The sequence below is a fragment of the Mesorhizobium sp. B1-1-6 genome (assembly GCF_006443035.1).
Taxonomy (GTDB): Bacteria; Pseudomonadota; Alphaproteobacteria; order Rhizobiales; family Rhizobiaceae; genus Mesorhizobium.
The window spans coordinates 44,927-67,422 of record NZ_VFWR01000003.1 but is presented as its reverse complement, the minus strand read 5'-3'; the positions used below and the strand labels follow the sequence as shown (position 1 = coordinate 67,422).

Annotated in this window: 19 protein-coding genes and 1 tRNA gene; 10 read left to right on the top strand and 10 right to left on the bottom strand. The window is 61.7% G+C overall.

Going from position 1 to position 22,496, the window contains the following annotated elements; genetic code table 11:
• The first annotated feature begins 48 nt into the window (after positions 1-48).
• The 4 genes from FJ979_RS07005 (at position 49) to FJ979_RS06990 (ending at position 4,407) form a co-directional block, all read left to right on the top strand.
• Positions 49-1,410 carry a mandelate racemase/muconate lactonizing enzyme family protein gene (locus tag FJ979_RS07005; RefSeq protein WP_140580357.1) on the top strand — a complete coding sequence of 454 codons (1,362 nt, stop codon included), beginning with the start codon at positions 49-51 and terminating at the stop codon, positions 1,408-1,410.
• 102 nt (positions 1,411-1,512) lie between these two features.
• On the top strand, positions 1,513-1,839 hold the full coding sequence (locus FJ979_RS07000) for an NIPSNAP family protein (protein ID WP_140496531.1): 327 nt from the start codon (positions 1,513-1,515) through the stop codon (positions 1,837-1,839).
• Between the two features lie 9 nt (positions 1,840-1,848).
• Positions 1,849-3,048: a mandelate racemase/muconate lactonizing enzyme family protein gene (locus FJ979_RS06995; RefSeq protein ID WP_140496529.1), complete on the top strand. Its 1,200-nt coding sequence runs from the start codon at positions 1,849-1,851 to the stop codon at positions 3,046-3,048.
• Between the two features lie 141 nt (positions 3,049-3,189).
• Complete coding sequence (locus FJ979_RS06990) at positions 3,190-4,407, top strand: DUF2235 domain-containing protein (protein WP_140557677.1); 1,218 nt, start codon at positions 3,190-3,192, stop codon at positions 4,405-4,407.
• A gap of 121 nt (positions 4,408-4,528) precedes the next feature.
• Here FJ979_RS06990 and FJ979_RS32455 read toward each other — a convergent pair whose 3' ends face one another.
• From FJ979_RS32455 to FJ979_RS32900, 6 genes are all read right to left on the bottom strand, one after another.
• The gene (locus FJ979_RS32455; protein WP_210243821.1) at positions 4,529-5,461 is read right to left on the bottom strand and encodes an ABC transporter permease; all 933 of its coding nucleotides are present in this window, start codon (positions 5,459-5,461) and stop codon (positions 4,529-4,531) included.
• Positions 5,462-5,472: 11 nt separating this feature from the next.
• Positions 5,473-7,056 carry a sugar ABC transporter ATP-binding protein gene (locus FJ979_RS06980; protein WP_140580355.1) on the bottom strand — a complete coding sequence of 528 codons (1,584 nt, stop codon included), beginning with the start codon at positions 7,054-7,056 and terminating at the stop codon, positions 5,473-5,475.
• A gap of 165 nt (positions 7,057-7,221) precedes the next feature.
• Complete coding sequence (locus tag FJ979_RS06975) at positions 7,222-8,364, bottom strand: substrate-binding domain-containing protein (protein WP_140557683.1); 1,143 nt, start codon at positions 8,362-8,364, stop codon at positions 7,222-7,224.
• 76 nt (positions 8,365-8,440) lie between these two features.
• Positions 8,441-9,925, bottom strand: coding sequence for an aldehyde dehydrogenase (gene aldA / locus FJ979_RS06970; protein WP_140513323.1), 1,485 nt, complete (start codon positions 9,923-9,925; stop codon positions 8,441-8,443).
• 41 nt (positions 9,926-9,966) lie between these two features.
• Positions 9,967-10,998: a 4-hydroxythreonine-4-phosphate dehydrogenase PdxA gene (gene pdxA, locus FJ979_RS06965; protein ID WP_210241464.1), complete on the bottom strand. Its 1,032-nt coding sequence runs from the start codon at positions 10,996-10,998 to the stop codon at positions 9,967-9,969.
• A gap of 223 nt (positions 10,999-11,221) precedes the next feature.
• Positions 11,222-11,746 (bottom strand): nucleotide-binding domain containing protein, encoded by a 525-nt coding sequence (locus FJ979_RS32900; protein ID WP_224518989.1) that lies wholly within the window; start codon positions 11,744-11,746, stop codon positions 11,222-11,224.
• A gap of 204 nt (positions 11,747-11,950) precedes the next feature.
• Here FJ979_RS32900 and FJ979_RS32895 point away from each other — a divergent pair, with 204 nt between their 5' ends.
• A complete protein-coding gene (locus FJ979_RS32895; RefSeq protein WP_246679280.1) occupies positions 11,951-12,343 on the top strand; it encodes a hypothetical protein in 393 nt (130 codons plus the stop codon).
• Here the strand turns inward: FJ979_RS32895 and FJ979_RS06955 are convergent.
• The 3 genes from FJ979_RS06955 to FJ979_RS06945 form a co-directional block, all read right to left on the bottom strand.
• Positions 12,309-13,208, bottom strand: a complete 900-nt coding sequence (locus FJ979_RS06955; protein WP_318013160.1) for a DeoR/GlpR family DNA-binding transcription regulator — start codon at positions 13,206-13,208, stop codon at positions 12,309-12,311. The two genes, FJ979_RS32895 and FJ979_RS06955, sit on opposite strands and share 35 nt — an antisense overlap.
• A 720-nt stretch (positions 13,209-13,928) precedes the next feature.
• Positions 13,929-14,004 (bottom strand) — tRNA-Phe (locus FJ979_RS06950).
• 171 nt (positions 14,005-14,175) lie between these two features.
• Positions 14,176-15,048 (bottom strand): helix-turn-helix domain-containing protein, encoded by an 873-nt coding sequence (locus FJ979_RS06945; protein ID WP_140567748.1) that lies wholly within the window; start codon positions 15,046-15,048, stop codon positions 14,176-14,178.
• Positions 15,049-15,152: 104 nt separating this feature from the next.
• Between FJ979_RS06945 and FJ979_RS06940 the strand changes: the two genes are divergently transcribed.
• The 5 genes from FJ979_RS06940 (at position 15,153) to FJ979_RS06920 (ending at position 21,430) form a co-directional block, all read left to right on the top strand.
• Positions 15,153-16,424, top strand: coding sequence for an extracellular solute-binding protein (locus FJ979_RS06940; RefSeq protein ID WP_140501015.1), 1,272 nt, complete (start codon positions 15,153-15,155; stop codon positions 16,422-16,424).
• 160 nt (positions 16,425-16,584) lie between these two features.
• Positions 16,585-17,445, top strand: coding sequence for a sugar ABC transporter permease (locus FJ979_RS06935; protein WP_140501017.1), 861 nt, complete (start codon positions 16,585-16,587; stop codon positions 17,443-17,445).
• Positions 17,442-18,278: a carbohydrate ABC transporter permease gene (locus FJ979_RS06930; protein WP_140580352.1), complete on the top strand. Its 837-nt coding sequence runs from the start codon at positions 17,442-17,444 to the stop codon at positions 18,276-18,278. The genes FJ979_RS06935 and FJ979_RS06930 overlap by 4 nt, the downstream gene beginning before the upstream one ends.
• Positions 18,279-18,286: 8 nt before the next feature.
• The gene (gene ugpC, locus FJ979_RS06925; protein WP_140580350.1) at positions 18,287-19,366 is read left to right on the top strand and encodes a sn-glycerol-3-phosphate ABC transporter ATP-binding protein UgpC; all 1,080 of its coding nucleotides are present in this window, start codon (positions 18,287-18,289) and stop codon (positions 19,364-19,366) included.
• A gap of 36 nt (positions 19,367-19,402) precedes the next feature.
• On the top strand, positions 19,403-21,430 hold the full coding sequence (locus FJ979_RS06920) for an aldo/keto reductase (protein ID WP_140580348.1): 2,028 nt from the start codon (positions 19,403-19,405) through the stop codon (positions 21,428-21,430).
• Between the two features lie 37 nt (positions 21,431-21,467).
• Here FJ979_RS06920 and FJ979_RS06915 read toward each other — a convergent pair whose 3' ends face one another.
• The gene (locus FJ979_RS06915) at positions 21,468-22,343 is read right to left on the bottom strand and encodes an AraC family transcriptional regulator (RefSeq protein ID WP_140580638.1); all 876 of its coding nucleotides are present in this window, start codon (positions 22,341-22,343) and stop codon (positions 21,468-21,470) included.
• Positions 22,344-22,496: the final 153 nt, after the last annotated feature.

Genomic DNA, 22,496 nt, shown 5'->3' with positions numbered 1-22,496 from the left:
GGGGCTGCATGCCGCCGAAAAGCCCGCCTACCAAAACGAGGATAAGTGATGCCCAAGACCGGTGGAGCCGACGAAGCCCTTGATCGGGTGAACATGAACTCCAAGCCGTCCGATCTTCGCATCACCGACATGCGGGTGGCTGAAATCGTCGGCGCACCGTTCACAACGGCGCTGCTCAAGATCTACACCAACCAGGGCATCGTCGGGCTTGGCGAGGTGCGCGACGGGGCCAGCGCCACCTACGCGCTGATGCTGAAGAGCCGGTTGCTTGGCGAGAATCCCTGCAACATCGATCGCCTGTTTCGCCGGATCAAGCAGTTCGGCGGGCACGGCCGGCAAGGCGGCGGCGTCTCGGCGGTCGAAATCGCGCTGTGGGATCTCGCCGGCAAGGCCTATGGCGTTCCGATCTACCAGATGCTCGGCGGCCGGTTTCGGGAGAAGGTGCGCCTCTATTGCGATACCGATGCAACCGTGCCGAGCGGCACAGAGACCGGCAAACGTCTCAAGCAGCGCATGGAGCTCGGCTTCACCTTCCTCAAGATGGATCTGGGGCTGATGCAGATCGCGGATGTGCCCGGCGCGGTCGTGTCTCCTGCCGGCTCACTGGAAGGCTATCGCGTTCATCCTGCCCGCGGCCCACTCAAGACCGTTGATGAGCGGCGCGCCCGCAACGCGGCCTACGACCTGCATAATGTCGCCCACCCGTTTACCGGCCTCCATTTTTCCGACAAGGGCCTCGACCTGCTCGAGCAGTACATTGCCGAGGTTCGCGAGGTCATCGGCATGGAGATCCCGCTCGCGATTGACCACGTCGGCCACATCTCGTTGCAGAACGGCATTCGGCTCGCCAGGCGAATTGAAAAATACGTGCCGGCCTGGCTCGAGGATGTAATCCCCTGGCAGTACACCGAGCAGTACCGGCAGTTGCAGGACGCCACCACGGTGCCCATCTGCACCGGCGAGGACATCTACCTCAAGGAGGGGTTCGAGCCTCTGCTCAAGAGCGGTGGCCTCTCCATTATCCACCCGGACCTGCTCACCAGCGGGGGCATCCTGGAGACCAAGAAGATCGGCGACATGGCGCAGGATCACGGCGTCGCCATGGCCATCCACATGGCCGAAAGTCCAATCGCCGCGATGGCCGCGGCCCATGTCGCCACCGCGACCGAGAATTTCATGGCGCTCGAATATCACTCCGCCGATGTCGACTGGTGGGACGATATCGTCACCGGCCTTCCCAAGCCGCTCGTGCAGGACGGGTTCATCACTGTTCCGGACAAGCCGGGTCTGGGGATCGACGACGTCGTAGACGAGGTGATCTCGCAGCATCTGCAGCCGGGTGTCACCGGCATCTGGCAATCCACCGAGCATTGGGACAATGAATATAGCTGGGACCGGACCTGGAGTTAGCCCAGACGCCCAGCCCTCATTCCTCAAGCTCACAGGGCCAACGACCGACTATTCGTGTCGACCTCTCCGAGGGGAGAGGCGAAGAAAGAAACGGACGAAACCATGATCTACGAACTGCGTATCTACGACTGCCTGCCGGGCAGGCTGCCGGCTTTGCTCAAGCGCTTTTCCGACCAAACGCTGGCCATCTGGGAGAGGCATGGCATCCGCCAAGCCGGGTTTTTCACCACGGCGATCGGCGAAAACAGCAATCGCCTTACCTATTTCCTCGCCTGGGAATCGCTGGCCGAGCGTGAGGCGAAATGGGCGGCTTTCGTCACCGATCCGGCATGGCACAGGGCCCGGGACGAGTCTGAGCGTGACGGGCAGATCGTTGCCAATATCGCCAGCCAGCTGCTCACACCGACAGCTTTCTCGTCTGTGAAATAGGACTGTGCCATGAAGATCACCGACCTGCGCTGCGCCGTCATCGGGCGGCATCCCATCGTTCGCGTCGTCACTGACGAGGGCCTCCATGGCCTTGGCGAGGTCGAGTTCACAAAGACCTATCTCAAGCCCTTTGTGCTGCATTTCCGCGAGGCGCTGATCGGCGAGGATCCGACCGACGTCGAGCGGGTGATGCTGAAGATCCGCCAGCGAGGTTCGTTCAAGCCCTATGGCGCCGCCGTCTCCGCGATCGAGCATGCGCTGTGGGACATTGCCGGCAAGGCCGCTGGCGTGCCGGCCTACAAACTGCTCGGCGGCAAGGTGCGCGACAAGGTGCGCGTCTATAACGGCTCGATCCGCCGGAAACGCGCGGGCGACCGGCCGGAGGATTATGCGGCCGACGTCAAATGGATGATGGAGCAGCCGCAGAACTTCTTCATGGTCAAGCAAGGAATCTCGTTCCACTCGAACATGAAGGACAGCATCGAGGACTTCCATTATGGCGTGACGCAGAAGAAGGCCGGCTATCACGGTGCCATGGATCAGGGCGTGATCAGCGAGCGCGGTTTCAACCACATGCTCGACTGCGTGATCGCCATGAAGGAAGTGCTGGGCGACAAGGTCAGCCTGGCGCTCGACTGCGGCCCGGGCTGGATGCTGCCCGATGCGATCAAGTTCGCTCGCGCGGTGGAGAAGTACAATTTGATGTGGCTCGAGGACATGCTGACCGGCGACTATGTGCCATGGGTCAATCCGCAGGCCTATCGGGAGTTGACAACCTCCACCTCGACGCCGATCCATACCGGTGAGCAGATCTACTTGCGGCACAATTTCAAGGAGCTGATCGAGACGCAGGCCGTGCGCGTCATCGGCCCCGATCCTGCCGATATCGGCGGTATTGCCGAACTCAAATGGGTCGCCGAGCACGCCTATATGCACTCCATCCTGATGGCGCCGCACGGCACCGCCAACGGCCTGCTGGGCCTCGGCGCCCTGATCAACGTTTGCGCCACCTTGCCCGCCAACTACATTGCCTTCGAATATCCGAGCGCCTCTGACCCCTGGTGGGAGGATCTCGTGATCGGCCTGCCGTCGCAGATCGTGAAGGACAGCATGGTGGACCTGCTGGAAGCGCCGGGACTGGGCCTCGATATCGACGCCGAAGCAGCCAGGAAGTATCTCAGGGAAGAGGATACGGGCTTCTTTGATTGAAGCCCTCTTCTTTCGCCACCGGAACCACGCCGACCGCGCCGCTACATTCTCATCGGTATCCATTGTCAGACGCCTGTTGATGTGATCCACAGCTTGGGTCAAAGTCGGTTGGTCTGAACTGGACCTTCAAAGGCGGTGGCGTTGAAGCGGACTGGCAAAAACATCGTTGTCTGCTGCGATGGAACGGGAAACCAGATCGAGCGCAATCTCTCGAATGTCTTGAAGTTGTTCCGCATCCTGAAGAAGAATGAGGAGCAGCGCGTCTATTATGACGCCGGCATAGGAACCATCGGTGCCAGCGATGCCTGGACGCGATGGCGCCAGAACGCGAAATCCGTGTTCGAGCTCGCAACTGGATATGGTCTCGACGCCGAAATCGCCGGCGCCTACGCCTTCATCTGCAGGCACTACGTCGAAGGGGACGTAATCTTCCTCTTTGGCTTCAGCCGCGGAGCCTATACAGCCCGCGCCGTTGCGGGCTTGATCCACATGATCGGCCTGCTGCATCCGGACCAACTCAACATCGTTGAGTATGCCGTAAGCTCTTACAAGCAAGCCAGCGATGAGCACGACCTTAGCGTTGCCTGGCACTTTTCCAAGGTTTCAGGAGCCCGGGACGCGCGCATCAGATTTCTTGGTGTTTGGGACACCGTGGCGTCGATCATCGTGCCGCGAAGCGACCGGCTTCTACCACAGCTCCTGACACTGCCGCATACGAGGACCAACCCGAGCGTCGAAGTCTTTCGACATGCAATTGCGATCGATGAGCATCGTCGCATGTTCCGGCTGAACCGGTGGGTCGAGCCGCAGCCATTCGTCGAAAATCCTTTCGACAAGATTTCGCCGGCAAAAGAGCAGGATATCAAACAAGTCTGGTTCGCCGGATCTCATTCCGATGTCGGCGGTGGCTATCCTGAAGAGGAAAGCGCCATATCCAAATTTCCGCTCGACTGGATGGTTGATCAGGCCAAAGCATTTGGATTGCAGACCAATTCCCGCATGCTGGAGCGGCTTGTCTTCGGGGAAGGGAAGGGCGAGGGGACGATGACGTTCGTCAGCCCCGATCCGTTGGGGATCGTGCATGATTCAATGACCGTGGGCTGGAAGCCGCTCGAGTGGATCCCAAAGTCCGTCAAATGGCGTGAATGGAAGCGAAAATCCGTCCTCGGCTTCTACCTACCGCAAGCCGAGCCGCGCACGATCGAGCGACAGGAACGGCGGCCGCTGGTCCATCAGTCGGTTCTGGATCGGAAGGCGGCGATCCCGGCCTATAAGCCCGAGAATTTTCCAACCGCATTCGATGTTGAACCTTATGGTGACCTCATGCAGGACCACCTGGCCAACGAAGCCGCTACCTAGCGCAGACACCGAGCGGGCCAGCAGGTCTGTGACGGCAGAGAATTTCGGGTGGGTCGGTCCTACTTCGGCAGTCAACGCGTGGAACGCGCGCGTTTCGTCGGGTCATGGAACTCTGCTGCTTTCAACGCCGGTTCAACGAGACGGCAATGATGATGATAGCGCCCTTGATCACCTCCTGGATGCTGGTCGAAAGACCGAGCACGAGAAGACCGAATCCGAGAATTCCTATGAAGATTGCTCCGACGACAGAACCGACGATCGATCCATAGCCGCCGAAGAGACTTGTCCCGCCTATGATCACGGCCGCGATGACGTCGAGTTCGAGACCCGCCCCCAGGCTGGGATTGCCGGCGGTGGAGCGGGCCGCGAGCATCATCCCTGCAAGGGATGCCATCATGCCGGACAGCACAAAGGCGAAAATTTTGACGCTGTCCGTCCGCACCCCGGAAAAGCGGGCGGCTACAGGGTTTCCACCAGTCGCATAAACACGCCTGCCGAAGGGCATCTGGTGCAGAAGATAATAGCCGACGGAAGTTAGGACGATTGTCCACCAGATTGGCGCCTGCACGCCCAGAAAACTACCGTTCCAGAACAGGTTCGAGAAATCATCGTCGACGATCGACACTGGCCGGGTGCCGGTGATCGTCAGCGCCAGTCCGGAAAAGATCGACAGCATGCCAAGGGTCACAAGAAACGATGGAATGCGTATTTTTGTAACAAGGATGCCGGAGGTGGCCCCGATCGCTGCGCCGGCTGCCAGCACCAGAAGAGCTGCGACGTAGGTGGGAACATCCTGGCCGAGCAGCAGCGCTCCGATCATCCCCGAAAAACTTGCAACCGATCCTACCGACAGGTCGATTTCGCCGCAGATGATGACGAATGTCATGCCGATCGCCATTGCCGAAACGATGGCCGTGATGCGCAGAACCGCGCTTGCGGTCGACACAGACGCGAAGTGTGGAGCAAACAGGACGAAGTAGAGGGTTATCGCCAGGAAGATCACATAGGTGATGTGATCGCGGAAAAAATTTATCGCATTTGCGTGCGAGGGCATAGGGGACGGTTTCATGCTGCAACTCCCTGGGCGCGCGCACTGGCTTGTCTGGCCGCCTCGGCCTGCAGCAACGCGCGAAGTTTTGTCTCGTCGTCCGCGCGATCGATGCTGCGCGTGATCCGCCCTTGCGCCATCACCAGAATGCGATCGGACAAATCCAGGAGTTCTTCGAGTTCCGAAGAAATGAGCAGCACGGCGACGCCTTCGCCGGCCGTGCGGCGCACAAGTTCGCGCATATCGCGCTTGGCATTGATGTCGACGCCGGAGGTTGGTTCGTCGAGGATCAACAGCTTCGGCTTCATGGCCAGCCATTTGGCGAAGACGATCTTCTGCTGATTGCCGCCCGAAAGCTCCTGGGCTTTCTGTAAGGGACCGCGGCACAGGATACTGAGATCGTCCCGGTATTGTCTGAACAGAGCCGTTATCCGGGCCTTCGCCATCGGCCCGAACGGACCCGCCAGCGAGAACTCGGAAAGGCGCGGAAGCGCGAGGTTCTCCTCGATCGAACGTCCACCCACAAGACCTTCGAGCCGACGGTCTTCGGGGACAAGCGCGATACCGGCAGCGATGGCCCTGCTGACACTGCCCGGCTGGACGGGGTCGCTCCCGACGGCGATGTGGCCGGTTACATCCGGAAGGATGCCGAACAAGGCCTTGCCCAGGGTCGAGCGGCCACTGCCGACAAGCCCGGCAAGGCCGACGATCTCGCCCGGGCCGATCGAGAACGACACGCCGGACAGTTTGCGCGAGGTGGCAAGGTCACGGACCTCAAGAGCCGGCGTCCCGGCGGGCGTTGCAGGCTGCCGATTTGCTGGCGCGGCTGCGGCAGGGGAAGGCGTTTGGACCTTGGGCCGGGACATCAACGCCGCGATATCCTCGATGGACGTCTTCTCCGGATCGAGCGGGCCGACCAGTCGCCCATCCTTGATGATCGAGATGCGATCCGAAAGCTGCAGCACATCGGCCATGCGATGGCTGATGTAGACGATACCGATTCCGTTCTGCTTGAGCTGACCGATTGTCCGAAAAAGCGTTTCCTCCTCATGGATGGTCAGGGACGAAGTCGGCTCGTCCATTACGAGCAGCTTGGCGCCCCGCGAGATCGCTTTGAGAATCTCGACCATCTGGCGCTGAGCGAACGCCAGGTCGCCCACACGTGCCGAAGCATCGAGCGAGAAGGCAAATCGCTCGATCAGAGCCCGGGCCTCGCGCAGCATTTTTCTGGCATCGACACGTCGGCCGAAGGCGAGCGGCTCGCGAAGGATAAACAGGTTTTCGGCAACCGAACGGTTCGGCAAGACGCTCAGCTCCTGGAAGATCATTGCGATTCCGCGATCGATCCTCTCTCGAAGCGACAGGGCGGTGACGTCCTCGCCGTCGAACAGAATCCGGCCTTCGTCCGTCCGATACGCGCCCATGAGGATCTTCATGAGCGTCGACTTGCCCGCACCGTTTTCGCCGAGCAGTGCATGCGTTTCGCCGGCCTTGACCTCGAACGAAATGTCCGACAGCACGCGGTTCGCGCCAAACGACTTGCCGATGCGTTGCATCGTTACGATAGGGCGCTGGGACGTTGAAGTTTTCGCTTCGGCCATGACGATTTCTCGATCGCTCGGGGAGCGCCGGCGGACTGCTGCGGCCCGCCGGCGAAAGAAGGAGCCAGAGCAATTCCAGGAAAAGTGTGTACGGTTTTCCGTCTGGAATTGCGCAAAAACAAAGAGATAGAGCGGTTCGCCGTTTCCGTGAAACGGTGAACTGCTCTAGAAGCACTCGCCGTTGCAGATTTTCACCACCGAAGCCGGCGCATCTTCCTTGGTGACCTGCTTGAGGGCACTGAGAAGGTCGAGCTTCTTGACGCGCAACGTCGGTACCGAAATGTACGGCGGGACGTCATGTCCAAGCAGAGCAAGCGCGGCCGCCTTGGCCTCCGCGACACCCTGGTCATAGGGGCGTTGCGCACCCACGGCCAGAAACTCGCCACGTGCAACGTTCAGCGCGCTGTCTGCGGCAATGTCATTCGTGGTGATGACGATGTCGCGGCCGAGTGTCTTGGCCGCGGCCACGACCTGCTGCGCGGGCGTGTCCCAGGCAACGAAGATGCCCTTCATGTCGGGATGCGCCGTCAACATGGCGGTGGCGACCTCGTAGGCCTTCTCAGGCGCGGTGAAGGTACCGACGTCCGCGACCTTGATGTCGGGGTGTTCGCCGAATGCCTTGAGTGCGCCGACCTTGCGGGCCGCGACAGAGTAGTAGTAGTCATAGACCAGCGTGATGATGCCGACCTCGCCCTTGCCGCCAATGGCCCCGACAAGTTCCTGCGCGGCGAAATAGGCGTTCTTCTCATTGTCGGAAGCGACAACGGACACATAGTCCTTGCCCGGCGCCATATCGACCGGAACGTTGTCCATGAAAACCAGCTTGATGCCGGCTGCCGCCGCCTTCTTGTAGGCTTCGGATTCGGACTTCGGATCGATCGGGATCGAGAAGATCACATCCGGCTTGCGTGCGATCATCTGCTCGAGATCACTGATCTGCTGGCCGGGCTGGAACTTGGCGTCGGTGGTTCCGACAACCTCGATGCCAAAATCCTTGAGCGTGTTCGAGATCCCGGCCACCTGCAATTGGGGCCAGCCGGCATCCATGGTGTGCATCACCAGCCCGGCGGTGAACTTTCCGGCCTTCAGCTTTGCAAGGTCGGCATCGGAGAATTTCAGCACGTCTGGCGACACCGCCGGTGGACCGTCCGGGAAGCCCGGAACGGGTTGGCCTCTCGGCGATAGGGGCAGCGGCTCAAGCAGCGCCTTTGCTTCCGGTGGAATGGTGTCGTCGGCGATCGCCGAAGATGCGGCCAGTCCTGACAGTGCCACGGCCAAAGCCGCCGCCATGAATCCACGATAGTGCATTTTATTCCTCCCGATGAGATGAAACGGCCATTTTGGCCGGGTAGCGACCTGGCTGGTCGTACTGTCTGGGCGCTGTTCAGCGCCCGTAAGGCATCAATGCCGCCGTGGCGGCACCCGAGTAATTCACGTAGACCGTCTTCTTGCGCATGTAGCTCTCGAGCCCGTGTACGCCGTCATCGCCGCCCAATCCGCTCTCGCGGAAGCCGACATGGAAGCCCTGCAGCATTTCTGGCCCGATCCGGTTCACATAGATTTCGCCAAACGAAACCTCGTTGACGGCGTTCATGACGCGACCCAGATCGTTGGTGAAAAGATAGGCCGACAGGCCATAGCGACTGGCATTGGTGATGCTGACTGCCTCCTCGAAGGTGTCGAAGGGCATGATCGGCACGACCGGGCCGAAGATTTCCCGCGTCATGATCGGCATGTCGGGCGTCACGTCGGTCAATACGGTCGGATTGAGCCAGTAGCCGCCGTCGATCGGCGCCTTGGCCGGGCGTCCGCCGGCCAGAGCCAGCTTCGCGCCGCCCGCGACGGCTTCCGCCAGGACCACCTCGACCTTTTCCAATTCCTCACGACTGACTTTGGGACCGATATCGGTATTCGCCTGCATCGGATCACCGACGACCAGCGACTTCGAGAACTCCACGAAGCGCGTGACGAACTGATCGTAAATCGAACGGTGAACGAGCGTGCGTTCGTTGCATATGCAGACCTGCCCGCAATTCATGTAGCGCGAAGTGGCCGCCGACCGCACCGCCAGCTCGAGATCGGCATCGGCCAGGACGATGAAGGGGGCCTTGCCGCCAAGCTCCAGCGAAACGGGCGTCAGGTTGCGCGAGGCATTCGCCATGATGCGCTTGCCGGTCGGCACGCTTCCGGTCATGGTGATGAGGTCGACGCCGGGTTCCGTGCACAGCACCTCGCCTATGGTTTCGCCTCGTCCTGTTATGATGTTGACCACGCCGTCCGGCACGCCCGCTTCCACAAAGATGCGAGCCATTTCGAGCGCCGAAAGCGGCGTGTCTTCATGCGGTTTGAGGACGATGGTGTCGCCGGCGATCATGGCGGGCGCCACCTTTCGGCTGACCAGGGCGCTCGGATAATTCCAGGGAATGATGGCGGCGACGACGCCTACGGGTACGCGCTGGATCCAGACCTGCTCTCCCGCATAGTCGGATGGCAGGATCTCACCTTGAATGCGGCGGGCAAACTCGGCGTAGTAGTCGAAGAACTCGGCCGCACCGCCGACTTCACCCATGGCCTCATTGATCGGCTTGCCTTGTTCCCTGACGACCACCTCGGCCAGATGTCGGGCGTTCTGCCGGATCAAGACCGCGATCCGCTTCATGATCGCCGCACGGGCGAGGGGTGATTTGAGCCCCCAGGCTTTCTGCGCCTTACGGGCTGCCTCTATCGCCTGGCGAGCCTGATCCGGACTTGCCTCGGGCACGTCGACAAAAGCCTTGCCGTTGGCCGGGTTGATCACCGGGCGCGTGCCGGCTTCGCCGGTGACAAATCTGCCGTCGATCAGCATGAGATGGGACGTCTCTACAGCCATGGTTCGATCCGCTTCTTCGTGCGTTGCAGGCGTGCCGGCGCCTAAGGTTTGGATTTTGCCGCGGCCATCTGGACGGCGAACTCGATCGCCTCGACCAGGCTGTCCTCGTTGGCGATGCCCTTGCCGGCGATGTCGAAGGCCGTGCCGTGGTCGACGGAGGTACGAATGATCGGAAGGCCGAGCGTCACATTGACACCGGAGAGCGCTTTCCATTCACCGGTCGCGGGATCGACATTGAAGCCGAGCAGCTTCACCGGAACATGGCCCTGATCGTGATACATCGCGACCACCGCATCATACTGACGCGCACGTAGCTTGACGAAGACCGTGTCGCCCGGAACAGGTCCAACCACGGTGAAATCGGGCGATGTGTAAGAGGCGACGACCGGGGTCGTGATGTCGATGTCCTCACGACCGAAAATGCCGCCTTCGCCAGCGTGCGGGTTGAGCGCGGCAATCGCAATGCGCGGATGCGCAATGCCGAGGCCCTGCAATGCCTCGACAGTCAACTTGATAACCCGGCGCAAACGAGGTCCGGTCAGTTTCGAGGGAACTTGAGCCAGCGCCACATGGGTCGAGACATGGCTGACGCGAAAGTCGCCATGGGCAAGCATCATCACGGAATCGCGGGCGCCCGTCAGTTCTGCCAGCATGTCGGTATGGCCGGCATAGTGATAGCCGGCCAGGTTGAGCGCTTCCTTGTTGAGAGGGGCCGTAACGATGCCGGCAATCGAGCCTGCCTGGGCCAGGCGAACAGCCTTTTCGATGGCCAGGTAGGCAAGACGCCCGCCTTCGGCCGACATGACGCCCGTCTCTATGGGGGTCCGCTCTGGTCCGGCCTCAAGAATGGCCACGGGCGGAAAATGTCCGGTGGGCGAAGCCGACGGTTCTTCCCGCTCGATACGTCCTGAGATGGACTCTAGCGCGCGCATCGCGGTGGCGCTGCCGATGATGAGAAGCGACAGTGACCCGTCGGCCAGGCGCGGTTTCAGCCGTGCGCATGCCTTCGCGATGATCTCGGGGCCGATGCCCGCGGGATCACCCATAGTGATGCCGAGCCTTGGACCAGACATAAACACCCCATATCGGTCAATTGTGATCATCTTCTAATCCTTCTGGCCAGATATGCGCAATAGTTTTCTTTCGCGATCATTCGCAATCAAATTTCACGGATGATCGGACTGCGCCTCTCCCTCTGCGGGCTGAAATCTCGACCGCGCTCGGCTTCGCAGGGTTTTTTGACGCTATTTGACCGGCAAGGCGGATGTGCCGCGTCTTCGCCGGCGATCGTCCTGATCAGGAACGCGCGAGAGCGGCAAGCCTGCAGAGCAGGGCGCTGTCGCCGAACGCGCCCGATTTCGAAATCGTGGCCAGCCCCTCGAAAACGCCGCCTTTGATGACGGAAACCGGCAGCCCCGGCTCGATCTCGCTTTCGACTGTGAGTTCGACGGCGCCTAGGCTGTCGCACACCGACCGCAATGTTTCGCCGCCAGTGACGAGCAACGTGCCGGGCTTCGGCAAATCTTCGAGAAGCGAGGCAAACACCTTGCCGATATGATCCGCCACCGCGTGGCGATCACCCGATGCAGCGACGCTGACAATTGATGGCGCGCCTTGCATCATCCGCTCCGCCAAGCGCTTTCTCGCTTTGTCGATGTCGCGTTCGATAACGATATGCGCATCCGCATGCCGGGCGGCAAAGAGGGCCACCTGTCCCGCTGTGACCTCGTGATTTGTGCCGACAAGGCCAAGGAACGGCCCGGATAACGCAAGAGCAGGCTTCTGCTGTGCTTTCATGTGCCGGGCGAGTGCCGCCGCCAAGCCGCCTGTACCGACCCACAAGATCCGTGCCTCCGGCATTCCGGCCGTTGCGACGATCTTGTCCAGGTCCGTGTCCGTTTCGGCGTCGTAGAGGGTGATGAAATGAGCCGACCGTGCCCCCGGTGTTGAACGCCCGGCCGAAAAGCGCTGGCCGAGGTCGGCGAGGAGGTCAGGACCTACCATTTCGGGGCGATCGAGCCGCCATTGGCGTCCGACGCGCGTAACGCGCCCCTGAAACGGGAAAGCAGGCGCCAGCACAACGCGCTGGTACGTCCCCTTGACGATGCAGGCTTCTATTTCGGCGATGACGTGACCGCGCAAAAGGCTGTCGATCTTCTTGAAACTCAGCTGTCCGGCGGCGAGCCATGGCGCGAGCGCCTGGTGCCTGGCGACGGCCGTGGCCTCGGCGCCCTCTCGTGTGGCGACATCGACAGCCATGCGCTCCGAAAACGGACCGTCCAGTCGCCAGCTCACCCCAATGCCGTGGCCGGGCGATGCGAAGGAAACCGCGCTGTCCAGGGCGCCGGTCAGGTCATCGGCTACGACCCGGATATCCACGCCCTCAAGAGCGCTCAACTGAAGAACCTGGACGGCTGACGCGCACGACGCGGACGTTCACATCGAGCGTCCGAAGATTGGTGAGGTGAGCTTGATCGATGCCCTCGTCGGTAATGATCTGGTGGATATCGGCCAGACGGCAGATGGTGCAGAAATTGGGGGCAGTGAACTTCGAATTGTCCGCAAGCACGACGACACGGCGCGCCGCCGCGATCATCGCCTGCTTCATCGCCGCAACCTCTAGCGAGGTCTCCGTGAGCATGTCTCCGGTGATGGCATGGGTCCCAAGAATGGCCACATCGGCGTGGATGGTTCGCAGGAAATTCTCGCCGGGCTGGCCGACCAGGGTCAGTGAGCCCGGCTTGCAGGTGCCTCCAAGCATGACGAGGCGTACTTCCGGCACGGCTGCAAGTATCTGCGCGATCGCAAGACTGTTGGTAACGGCGGTAAGCGGGATAGGCGCCGCGGCGATGGCGCGGGCGACTTCCAGCACGGTCGTGCTTGCGTCGAAAATGACGCTTTGGCCGGCGCGGAGTTCCGACATCATGGCGGCACCTATGGCCTCTTTCTCAGCCCTGGCGAAATGCGCCGCGGTGGCGAGATCCGGCTCGAAGGTGGCGAGTTCCGTGCGCTGAAGCATCGCACCGCCATGCGTTCGCTCCAGTGCTCCCTGCCGTTCAAGCATCTCGAGGTCGCGCCGGATCGTCGAAGGCGATGCGCCGATGAGATCGATAAGCTCCTGAACGCCTACAGCTCCTTGCCGTTTAAGGCATTCGAGAATGAAGGCATGACGCTTGGCCGGAATCAAATCGACCCGTCCGCGCCCGCTATCGTCTTCCCGTGACCCGGCGGACGCCGAGGGCGCCATGTCCTCCACCGCTGATTTTCGGACATTCCTAGCCACGTTTGTATCTCCGCACCGTGCCGCAAACGCTCGCCTGAATCACGCGAGCGATGTCCCGCAAATATCACGAATCCATCCAGCGAGCCCAATCGTTTGTCATTTTTGGTGGGCGAATTCCCACCGTTTTGGCTTCGTTAGAATTATTTTGACTGATTTTTGACCGCCGGCGTTAATCGAATGACGTCAGTCTTCGTCAATAAAAGTTGAAAACGAGCAGTTTTCGTCAAAAAGATGAAAATGGAGTCAGTGACGCAAGGTCCCCTGTAGGCTTCCGTCGCGGACGGGGTTGGAGGAACACTGTCTTGCTAGTCAAGCCTGAAATCGGCCATCGTGGGCGTCGCTGCCGCGGCCTCGGATGTCAAGCGCCCCGCAGGGAAGGCAAGATGATAGGCGCTAAGGCGAGGAATCCCGACGCCAAGCTCCTCCGGCTCGAAGCCAAATTTAACGAACTCATCGAAAAGGTGGGGCGATCGCCGAAGGCCTTGCCATTTGGCAGGATCGGAAGCCGCCATTCAAATGGCGCTGCAGGCATCGCCAGATCGGCTCGGTGATAGACATGGCCAAGTTCCGCCCGGCGGCTTGGCGGCGGTTAAGAATTTCGACGCCGAGGCGAAGGGCGGCGAACGGAAATTGTCAAACCGGTCTGAGAAAAGCGTCAAACTCTGGAATTCGCCGCTATGACGCGATCCTAAAAAGACTTGAATATCAAAGGTATAAGGATGGTGCCCAGAGGCGGATTCGAACCACCGACACGCGGATTTTCAGTCCGCTGCTCTACCAACTGAGCTATCTGGGCCTGTTCCGGCTAACGAAAACTCGCGCTCCGGATTTCATGGAAGCGCCGTGGGCGTCCCTTGAAAGCGCGTGGGTTATAGCATGGGAATCCGGCCTGTCCAGCGCCCAGATGTGGATTTCCGGCAGGAAAAGAAGTGCCGCCCGATGCGCTGGTTTCCGCGCCACGCCGCCGCTATCTGGCGCCCGCCAATCCCTTGCGAAAATCCGTAGGTGTCATGCCGGCGAGCTTCCGGAACGACTTGTTGAAGGCGCTGAGCGAACCGAAGCCCGAATCCATCGCGACCCTGAGCACATTGGCGTCCTGGTGCATGAGCAGCGCCTGCGCATAGCTCAGCCGCAACAGGTTGACATACTCGTTGAGTGTCATGCCGGTCGATTTCTTGAAGATGCTCATGGCGTATTTGGGATGGAGGTCGGCGGCCGCCGCTATGTTCATGCAATCGATGTCGTAGAGGAAATTCTCGGCGATGAAATCGCACATGCGCCCGACATTGCGCGACGACTGCTGGTCGAACGGGCTGCCCGCTTCCTGTCCAGCCGCGTTTTCCGGCACCAGCCTGTAGGGCTCGAACCGCACCCGCTCGAGCCGCAGCAACAGTTCGTTGACGGCGTGCTCGGCCTTGGCCGGGTCGCCGGAGCGGGCGTAGCGGTTCCATCGGTCGAAATTATCGTTGTCGGACTGATCGGTGGCGCTGGTCACCAGCGTGGCACCCGTCATCAGCCGGTGACGTATGTCAGCCGGCAGATGCAGCCGGAAGAAATGCACCAGCGGCAGATGCGCGCCGGCATAGATGGCGTCGTCGCTCAAATCGTCCATCTGGTGCGGCAGTCCGCCCCAGAACAGGCACATCTCACCGGCCGAAAGCGAGATTTCGTGGTCGTTCATGCGGTAGTGCACGCTGCCGCGCACGATGAAGTTCACCTCGACCTGCGCATGCCAATGCGGCTTGAGCATCACCAGGGGAGCGGTGTGGAACATCTGCAACAGCAGCGGCATTCCTTCCACGCTGCTGGCGCCAGGCTGGTAAAACGGCCGGTCCGGCATCTTACTTTCCGCCAATTTCGTATTCCCTTTGTCGGGGACAAGCCTTCCGCGCCGCATAGTCTAGCCCGGCTCGCAGAGAGAGCAAATGAAATGGGAGGATTTCAATGCGCATCACACTGTCCTGCGCCGCGCTCGCGCTTGCCTTGGGCTCAGCCCCGGCCTTCGCGCAATCGGGCGAAATCACCATCTGGAGCTGGAACATCGCCGCCTCGTCGCTGAAGGCGACGATTGCCGGGTTCAACAAGCTGCATCCTGACATCAAGGTCACCGTCCAGGATCTCGGCAACCAGCCGACCTATGACAAATCGATCGCCGGATGCGCCGCCGGTGGCGTCGGCCTGCCTGATGTCGTTACCATCGAGAACGGCGAGGCCGAGAATTACTGGAGCCAATTTCCCGATTGCTTTGTCGACCTGCACACGCTGGGCTACAGCGCCGAGGACCAGGCGAAATTCCCCGATTTCAAGCGCACCGAGCTCGAGGTCGGCGACAAGGCCTATGCGATGCCGTGGGATTCCGGCCCGGTCGCCGCCTTCTACCGCCGCGACTTCTACGAAAAGGCCGGCGTCGATCCGGCGTCGATCAAGACCTGGGACGATTTCATTGCCGCCGGCAAGAAGATCCAGGCCGCCAATCCCGGCGTCACCATGACCAACGCCGACTTCAACGGCGACACCGAATTCTTCCGCATGATCTCCAATGAACAGGGCTGCGGCTATTTCTCCGAGGATGGCCAGTCGATCACGGTGAACCAGCCGAAATGCATCGATACGCTGGCCAAGATCAAGGAGATGAAGGACGCCGGCGTCATCTCGTCGGCCGATTGGGGCACAAAGATCACCAACAACACCGCCGGCACCGTCGCCACCCAGGTCTATGGCGGTTGGTATGAAGGCACCATCCGCACCGAATCGGCCGGCGAAAACGGCAAATGGGGCGTCTACCTGATGCCGAGCCTTACCGCCGACGGGCCACGCGCCGCCAATCTCGGCGGGTCGTCGCTGGCCATCACTTCCGGGTCGAAGAACAAGGAAGCGGCTTACGAGTACCTGAAATACACGCTCGAAACCAATGAGGGCCAGATCACCATGCTGAAGGAGTTCGGCCTCGTTCCCTCGCTGGTGTCGGCGCTGAACGACCCCTACGTCTCTGAAGGCCTGCCCTATTGGGGCGGCCAGGCGGTGTGGAAGGACATCCTCGCCACTCTGCCCAAGATCGTCCCCAGCCGCGGCACGCAGTTCCAGAGCGATGCCGAAATCATCATGCGCGCGGTGCAGACCAAATATCTCGCCGGCGGCTATCCCGATGCCAAGGCGGCACTCGACGATGCCGCCGGCCAGATCGCGGCGGCGACCGGACTGCCGGTCAAGTCATAACCTCCCAGACGGGGTCCGGGCGGGCATGCGCCGCCCGGACCCGACCTCGGCCCGCGGGGCTTCCTCGCGGGACGTGTGAAATGTCGCATGTCCCGACTAACCGGTTGCCGCTGCGCGCGGGACCACAGCTTGAAACGCCGACGAGAGGAGGAGGAGCACGATGCGCAACCGCAACGCCACGGCCTATCGTTTCCTCGCGCCCTATTTGCTGATCTTCTCCGTCTTCTGGGTATGGCCGATCATCTCTTCGTTCCTGATCTCGTTCCAGGCGACGCGCACCGTGCCCTGGCGCTTTGCGCCCGGCTTTAACTGGGGCCGGCTGATCGGCGATCCGGCCTTCTTCAATGCCTTGAAGAACACGCTGCTCATCCTCGTCATCCAGGTGCCGGTGATGATCGCGCTGGCCATGGTGATGGCCGTGCTTTTGAATTCGCCGCTCCTGAAGGCGAGGGGACTTTACCGCTTCGCCTTCTTCGCTCCCGTGGTGGTCGGCGAGGTCGCCTACTCCGCGGTGTTCCGGCTGATGTTCAACCTCGATTTCGGCATCATCAACAAGCTCCTGAACAGCGTCGGGCTGCCCAAGATCGACTGGTTCTCCAATGTCACGCCGGCCATGGCGCTGATCATGATCGCGGTCACCTGGCGCTGGGCCGGCTACAACGCCATCATCCTTCTGGCCGGCATGCAGTCCATCCCCGAGGACGTCTACGAGGCGGCGACGCTCGACCGGGTCAGCAAGCTCAAGCAGTTCTTCTTCATCACCTTGCCGCTGTTGAAGCCGGTCATCGTGTTCTGCACCGTGCTGTCGATCATCGGCACCATGCAGCTGTTCACCGAGCCGTTCCTGATCACCGAACGCGGCGGACCGGGCGGCGGCACCGAGACGCTCGGCCTGCTGCTCTATCGCCAGGGCTTCCGGTCGCTCAATTTCGGCTATGCCTCGGCCGTCGCCTACACCATGGCGGGGCTGGCGATCGCCATCACGCTGGTGCAACTGTGGCTGACGAGGGAACCGAAATGAGCTCGCTCGCCTCGGCCAGGCTGAAGCGCAGCCTCTTGCTGCATCTTTTCCTCACGCCACTGGCGCTGATCTGGCTGTTTCCGCTATGGATGATGGTCGTGTTCTCGACCATGCCGGACAACGGCATCTTCAGCCCCGGCATCGAGTTGCTGCCGCACGGCAATTTCGTGGACAATTTCAACAACCTGCAGCGCGACACCGACTTTGTCGGCGCGATTTTCATCTCCGTCTCGGTGGCGGTCACCTACACTGTTCTGTCGGTGCTGCTGACGTCGATGGCCGGCTGGGCGCTGGCGCGTTACCGGTTCGTCGGCAAGGGCTTGGTCGTCGCCATCATCCTGGGCACCATCACGCTTCCCTATGCGGTGGTGCTGATCCCGCAATTCATCATGGTGGCGCGCGATTTCAAGCTCGCCAATACCTGGGTGGCGTTGATCGTGCCGCCGCTGTTCAATTCGCTGGGCGTGCTGTTCATGCGCCAGAGCTTTTCCATGATGCCCGATGACCTGTTCGATGCCGCCCGCGTCGAAGGCGTGAAGGAGTGGCGCATCTTCGTCTTCATCGCGCTGCCGCTGGCGCGGCCGATGCTGGCCGCCCTTTGCATCATCCTGTTCCTGGCGTCCTGGAACAATTATCTCTGGCCGCTTTTGATCAACAGCCAGCCCGGCGCGATGACCGCACCGGTGGCGCTCGGCACGCTGATCGGCCTCACCAAAGTGTCGTGGGGCGGCATCATGGCGGGCGCGGTAATGCTGACGGTGCCGATGCTGATCGTGTTCGTGCTGCTGCAACGCCATTTCATTGCCGGCATCGCCGCCGGCGCGGTCAAGTAAGGGTAGGCATGGCAACCGTCACGCTCACGAATGTCGTCAAGCGCTTCGGCGTTTTCGAGGTCGTCCATGGCGCCAACATCGACATCAGGGATGGCGAGTTCGTCGTCTTCGTCGGCCCGTCTGGCTGCGGCAAGTCCACGCTGCTCAGGATGATCGCCGGGCTGGAGGATATCAGCGATGGCGAGATCGCCATCGGCGGCAAGGTGGTCAACGATGTCGAGCCGGCCGACCGCGGCATCGCCATGGTGTTCCAGTCCTACGCGCTCTATCCGCATATGAACGTGGAGCAGAATCTCTCCTTCGGCCTGCGTATGACCGGCAATCCGAAGGCCGACACCGACCGCAGGGTGAAACGGGCGGCCGAGATCCTGCGCATCAGCGAATTGATGGAGCGCCGTCCGAAGAAACTCTCCGGCGGCCAGCGTCAGCGCGTTGCCATCGGCCGCGCCATCGTGCGCGAGCCGCAGGTGTTCCTGTTCGACGAGCCGCTGTCCAACCTCGACGCCGAACTGCGCGTCCAGATGCGGGTCGAGATCTCGCGCCTGCACAAGGAGCTCGGCACCACCATGATCTATGTCACGCACGACCAGACCGAGGCGATGACGCTCGCCGACCGGATCGTCGTGCTGCGCGGCGGCCATGTCGAGCAGATCGGCCGCCCGCTCGATCTTTATGACAATCCCGACAATCAGTTCGTGGCCGGTTTCGTCGGCTCGCCGAAGATGAATTTCATCAAGGGCCGCGTGGTCGGCTGCGATGCGCGCGGCGTCGTGGTGGAACTCGCTGGCCAGGAGAAGACCCGCATCACGCAGCCGCTGACGGGCGCCGCGCCCGCAATCGGCAGCAAGGTCATCGTTGGCGTGCGGCCCGAACATTTTGGCAGCGCCGGAGAAGGCGACGCCGATCTTGCCGTCACCATCGATGTGGTCGAGCACCTGGGCGGCACGAGCTTTCTCTACGCCAGAACGGCCAATGACGAGGACGTGGTGATCCAGCGCGACGCGGCCAAGGTCCCCGAGACATCAGAGATCATCGTATCCATCCGCAAATCCTACCTGTTCGACGAAAAAGGGCTGCGGCTGCGCTGATCGGCTGCCCTTTCCCATCCCGCAAGGAGAATGACAATGACTGCAACCACGCCCATCCGCTGGGGCATTCTCGGCCCGGGCAGCATCGCCAAGGCCTTCGCCGGCGGCGTCGCCGCCTCCCGCAACGGAAAGCTGGTCGCCATCGGTGCGCGCGATCCGGGCAAGCCGGGCCTGGCGCAGAGCTTTCCCGGCGCGCGCATTCTCGAGGGCTACGAAGCATTGCTCACTGACGCGGAAATCGACGCGATCTACATTTCGGTCCCGCACCCGGGCCACGCGCAATGGGCGATCCGGGCGGCGGACGCGGGAAAGCATGTGCTGTGCGAAAAGCCGCTGGCGCTGACCGCCTTCGAGGCCGACGCCATGATGCATGCGGCGCGCAAGGCCGGCACCTTTCTCGGCGAGGCCTTCATGTACCGGCTGCACCCGCAGACGCTGAAGCTGGTGGAACTGATCAAATCCAGCGTCATCGGCGAGATCAGGATGATCAAGTCGAGCTTCGGTTTTGCCATGCCTGATTTCATGCCGCAGCACCGGCTTTATGCCAATGATTCGGCCGGCGGCGGCATCCTGGACGTCGGCGGCTATCCCGTCTCGATGGCGCGGCTGATTGCCGGCGCCGCGGCCGGCAAGCCGTTCCTCGAGCCGGACAAGGTGACCGGCGTTGCCCATCTTGGCCAGTCCGGCGTCGACGAATGGGCCTCCGCGCTGCTGCATTTCCCGGGCGGCATCGTCGCCGAGGTCTCCTGCAGCATCTCGCTCAACCAGGACAATGTGCTGCGCATCTTCGGCACCAGGGGCCGCATCGAAGTGCCGGATTTCTGGTTCGCCGGCGGCGACCGCGATGTCGGCCTCGGCCGGATCAATGTGATCGGCGCGGACGGCGTGCGCGAAACCATCAGCGTGAACGAAAAGCGTCACGTCTATTCCTTCGAAGTCGACGCCGCCGGGGAGGCCATCCTTGCCGGCCGGCAGGAGTTCGCCTGGCCAGGCATGGCCTGGGCCGACAGCCTCGGCACCTTGCGCGTGCTCGACAGATGGCGCGCGGCTGTGGGGTTGGAGTACGAGATCGAAAAGGCCTCGCGACGCACCAACACCATCGCCGACCGGCCCTTGCGATCCGGCGGCACGGCGATCGCCAAACGCGCCATTCCGGGCCTGTCGAAGCCGGCCTCGATCGTGGCGCTCGGTTTCGAGGATTTCCGCACTTTCTCCTCGGGTTCGATCCTGCTCGATGCCTTCTTCGAGGCTGGCGGCAATCTGTTCGACACCGGCTATGTCTATGGCGGCGGCTACACCGAGACGCTGCTTGGGCAATGGCTGAAGAACCGTGGCGTGCGTGAGCAGTCGGTGGTCATCGCCAAGGGGGCACATTCGCCGCTTTGCTATCCCGACATGATCGGCAAGCAGCTCGTCCAGTCGCTCGACCGTCTGCAGACCGACCATGTCGATATCTATTTCATGCATCGCGACAATCCGGACGTGCCCGTCGGCGAGTTCGTCGATGCGATGGACCGCGAGGTCAAGGCAGGCCGCATCCGTGGCCCGTTCGGCGGCTCGAACTGGACGATGCAGCGCATGGACGAGGCGATCGCCTATGCCGAGCGCACCGGCAAGCAAAAGCCCGGCGCGCTCTCCAACAACTTCTCGCTGGCTGAAATGCTGGAGCCGATCTGGGCCGGTTGCGTGACCTCCTCCACCGATGACTGGAAAGCCTGGCTGACCGCCCGGCAGATGCCGAATTTCGCCTGGTCGAGCCAAGGGCGCGGCTTCTTCACCGAACGCGCCGGGCGCGACCGGCGCGACAATGAAGAACTGGTGCGGGTCTGGTACTCGGAGCGCAATTTCGGCCGCCGCGACCGGGCGATCGAATTTGCCGCGCGGCTGGGCAAGAGCCCGATCCATATTGCGCTCGCCTATGTGCTCAACCAGCCTTTCCCATCGGTGCCGTTGATCGGCCCGCGCACGCTAGGCGAACTGGACGACAGCTTGCGCGCCCTCGACATCGCGCTTTCACCTGCCGATCTCCAATGGCTGGACGGCGGCAGCCGGCAAGCGGCGTAGTGCATGTCATGCAAGGCTGCGCTGGACGGCGACGGGGTCAGGTCTCGTCGTCGGACACCCTGATGTCGCGCCTGGCCGGAACCCTCATGCTGGCATACATGCCGGTGGTGCGGAACTGGCCCGGGCTAATGCCGTAACAGCGGCGGAAGACCTTCGAGAAATAGTTCGCGTCCTCGAAGCCGCACAGGATGGCGACTTCCTTCACGGGCAGGAAGTCAGCCTTGGTCAAAAGCTTGGCGGCGCGTTGCAGCCGCTGCTGCAGTACGAACTCCGCGGGCGGGATGCCTTCGCTCTCGGCGAAGCAGCGCGAGAAGTGCGCCCGGCTGAGGCCGCTGATCTGGACGAGGTCCGCTACCGGCAGCGGCCTGTCGAGATTGGCGTTGATGTGGTCGATGACCGGCTGCATGGCGCTCTGCTTCTCCGCAAAGGCGTGCGAGCCGAAGACATCGTCGTAGAGCGCCATCGCCGCCTCATAGGCGATCGCTGAAGCCGCCCCCGGCGCAGCGGCCCCGTTGATGAGACGCAGGCTGCAATCGGCGAGATGATCGATCGTCTCCGGCTGCAGCCGGAACACGGGACCCGAGACGTCGAGGATGGATTTGTGGATGCGCAGCGCCTCCTCGCCATTCATCGAGATCCAGAAATATTCCCAGCGCTCGTCTTTGGCCAGCCAGTAGCGATGGTTGTGCGGCACCAGCACCAGCAGCGTGTCGTTCTGCTGAAGGCGATAGTTGCGGTTCTCATAGCGAAGCCGGCCGCTTCCGTTGATCGTGTGCTGGAGCACGGTGAATGGCGTCTGGCCGCGCTTGCGCCCGTCCCAATCGTAGATCTCATCCTCGCGCACTTCGTAGCCGGTGCTCGTCGGCATGGCGTGTAGGCGCTGGCGGCCGCGCGGCAGCGAGATCGTGCGCATCGACTGTCCGTTGGCGATCAGATCCCGCAGCACAAAATTACCCTTGAAAGCATAATCCTTCTCTGGTCGCACTCGCGAATAAGCGCATAATCCATCCTCGAAGAACGTGAAGAACCCGCGGTCGAGGAGCGGGCGGGAGGAGAAAAGCCGGAA